Origin of the sequence: Pseudoxanthomonas wuyuanensis (genome assembly GCF_900215535.1) — a bacterium.
GTDB lineage: Bacteria > Pseudomonadota > Gammaproteobacteria > Xanthomonadales > Xanthomonadaceae > Pseudoxanthomonas_A > Pseudoxanthomonas_A wuyuanensis.
Map to the genome: position 1 here is coordinate 1 of NZ_OCND01000025.1, position 2600 is coordinate 2600.

The 2600-nt window shown below is 65.4% G+C and carries 2 protein-coding genes and 1 pseudogene; all 3 read right to left on the reverse strand.

Annotated elements, in window-relative coordinates; all coding sequences use genetic code 11:
* Positions 1-1356: cache domain-containing protein (locus tag CRO39_RS20150; RefSeq protein WP_141400886.1), on the reverse strand; the 1356-nt coding region annotated here is incomplete at its 3' end.
* Positions 1357-1624: 268 nt separating this feature from the next.
* The gene (locus CRO39_RS20155; protein ID WP_097123772.1) at positions 1625-2104 is read right to left on the reverse strand and encodes a chemotaxis protein CheW; all 480 of its coding nucleotides are present in this window, start codon (positions 2102-2104) and stop codon (positions 1625-1627) included.
* Between the two features lie 262 nt (positions 2105-2366).
* Positions 2367-2600: pseudogene (locus CRO39_RS20160) on the reverse strand (hypothetical protein); the annotation flags it as partial.

Genomic DNA, 2600 nt, shown 5'->3' on the forward strand with positions numbered 1-2600 from the left:
GCCGACGATGTCGGTGAGCTGGGCCACGGTGGCGTTGGCGTCATCGCGCATGCGGGCGAACACGCCGTGGAAATCGCCGTCCATGCGCGCGGTCAGGTCGCCCTGGGCAATGGCCTGCAGCAGGCCGGACAATTGCGCGAGGTTGCGGTCGCTGGTGGCCATCATCGCGTTCAGGCCCTGCACCATCGTGCGGAAATCGTGCTCGAACGCCTGCTCGTCGCCGCGCAGCGAGAAGTCGCCCACCGCAGCCGCCGAAGCCAGGCGCTTGATCTCGCCGTTGATCGCCAGCAGGCTGGCCTTGGCCGCGTCCATCGCCTCGTGCAGCACGGCACGGCTGCCGGGCAGGCGCCGCGCGTCGCGCGCCAGGTTGCCGTTGGCGTACTCGTTGAGCACGCCGATCGCATCCACGATCGCATCCAGGTGCTCGAACATCATCGTGTTGATGCCGGATGCCAGCTGGCCGTAGACGCCGGGGAAATCTTCCGGCATGCGGTGGCTGATGTCCTCGGCCCCGTGCAGCACGATCATGCGCTGGGTTTCGTGCGAGAAGCGCTCAAGCATATGCACCATCTCGTCGGTGGCCTTGAGCATCTGGCCCACCTCGTCGCGCCCGTGATGGCCGCTGCGGACACCCAGGTCGCCACGTGAAACGCCCTTGATTGCGGCCAGCGCGCGCGATACCGGTTCCAGCACCGAATTGCCGATCACCCAGCCCATCGCCAGATTCAACAGCACCAGCAGGCCGCCGACCGCAGTCATGATGAGGGTGAACTGCATGGCCTGCGACTGGGTATCGTCCAGGTAGACGCCGGTGCCGATTACCCAGCCCCAGGGCGCGTAGAGGGCCGCGTACGAGGTCTTGGGCATGGGGTCGGCCTCGCCGGCCTTGGCCCAGCTGTAGTCGACATAGCCACCGCCGGCACGGGCCGCACGCACGAATTCCGGGAAGATGCGCTTGCCGTCCGGGCTCAGCACGTCGGCCACCGACTTGCCCTTCAGATCGGCGCGGGTGGGATGCATCAGCATGCGCGGTTCTTCGTCGGTGACGAAGAAGTAGTCCACGCCCTGGTTGGCCTGCATCACGCTCAGCGACTGCAGCGCCAACTGTTTGGCTGTTTCCTCGTCCATCGCACCGCTCTTGGCCTGCCCGGCGTAGTGCTCGACCACGCCCAATGCCATCTGGGTCTGCGCTTTCAGGCCCATCTGGCGGGTGCCGGTCAGATCCAGGTACTGCATGCGCGCGGCCACCACCGCGAGCGCGATGATGCCCACGGCCACGAAGAAGGTCTGGATCAGGAACTTGCGCTTGAGCGGGATGTTGGACAGTGCGGATGCGAACTTCGTTCGTACGTTCATGGTGTGTCTCGTGGTGCAGGCGCAGGACTGCTTGGCATTGCTTCCGGGATGCGCCGTCATCGCCTGGGTATGGCGCATCCTTGCCTGGGTTTTAGCGGCCGGTTCTGCGGGAACTTCAGTCCAATCGCGTACCTGTGCGACGAATGGCTGAGGCGGTGCCGCCGCATGGAGGGCTGCGCCTGCGCATGCGAAAACGACCGCGGCCGGGCGGCCCGCGGTCGTCGCGAGGGGAGTGGACGGCCCCAGACGGGCGCCGGCGGCGCCAGGCTCAGGCGGCGGCCTGTTCCAGCGCTTCCTGGCTCAGGTCGGCGCTGTTGATCAGCGTTTCGATGTCCAGCAGGATCAGCATCCGTTCGTCGACGGTGCCGATGCCGGAGATGAAGCGGGTGTCGACGCTGGCGCCGAATTCCGGGGTCGGACGGATCTGATCCGACTCCAGCGGAATCACATCGGAGACGCTGTCGACGACGATGCCGAACACGCGGTCTTCGACGTTCAGCACGATCATGACGGTGAAGGCGTCATAGCGCGCTTCCTTGAGCCGCAGCTTCAGCCGCAGGTCGATGACCGGCACGATGGTGCCGCGCAGGTTGATGACGCCCTTGATGTATTCGGGAGCGTCCGGCAGCCGGGTGACCGCGTCGTAACCGCGGATCTCCTGCACTTTCAGGATATCCACGCCGTAGTGCTCGTTGCCCAGGGTGAAGCTGAGGAATTCCTCGGCGGCGGCGGATTTGTTGTCGCTCATTCTGTTGTGCTCCTGTGGCATCGATGGCCGGAGTGGGGCGGTAGCGTCGCTGCCGGGCAGCGGTGTGGGATCTTCGTCTTCAACTATCGGCCGCCGCGGGGGCAACTTTAGGGCGAGGAACGAGTGAAGAGAAACGAGGAACGAGTGAAGAGAAACGAGGAACGAGTGAAAGGCTGGGGGAAAGGGTGCGCTCCTGCTCTCACTCGTTCCTCGTTTCTCGCTCTTCTTCACTCGTTCCTCGCTACTAGACGACGAGCGGCTGCGCTGCCGGTGAGCCGCCGATGCGGGCCACCCGGTCCTGGATCAGGACTTCGCTGCCGGCGTCGTCATCGCCCAGCCGGAACATGGCCACGGCGGCGGCCAGATCGCTGGCTTCCTGTTCCAGGCTGCGGGCCGAAGCCGAGGCTTCCTCGACCAGGGCGGCGTTCTGCTGGGTGGTTTCGTCCATCTGGGTGATGGTCTGGTTGACCTGTTCGATGCCGGCGGACTGTTCCTG

Bases quoted from the DNA above. Each gene is read 5' to 3' on its own strand.
- CRO39_RS20155 (WP_097123772.1), bottom strand. From the start codon at position 2,104: ATGAGCGACAACAAATCCGCCGCCGCCGAGGAATTCCTCAGCTTCACC.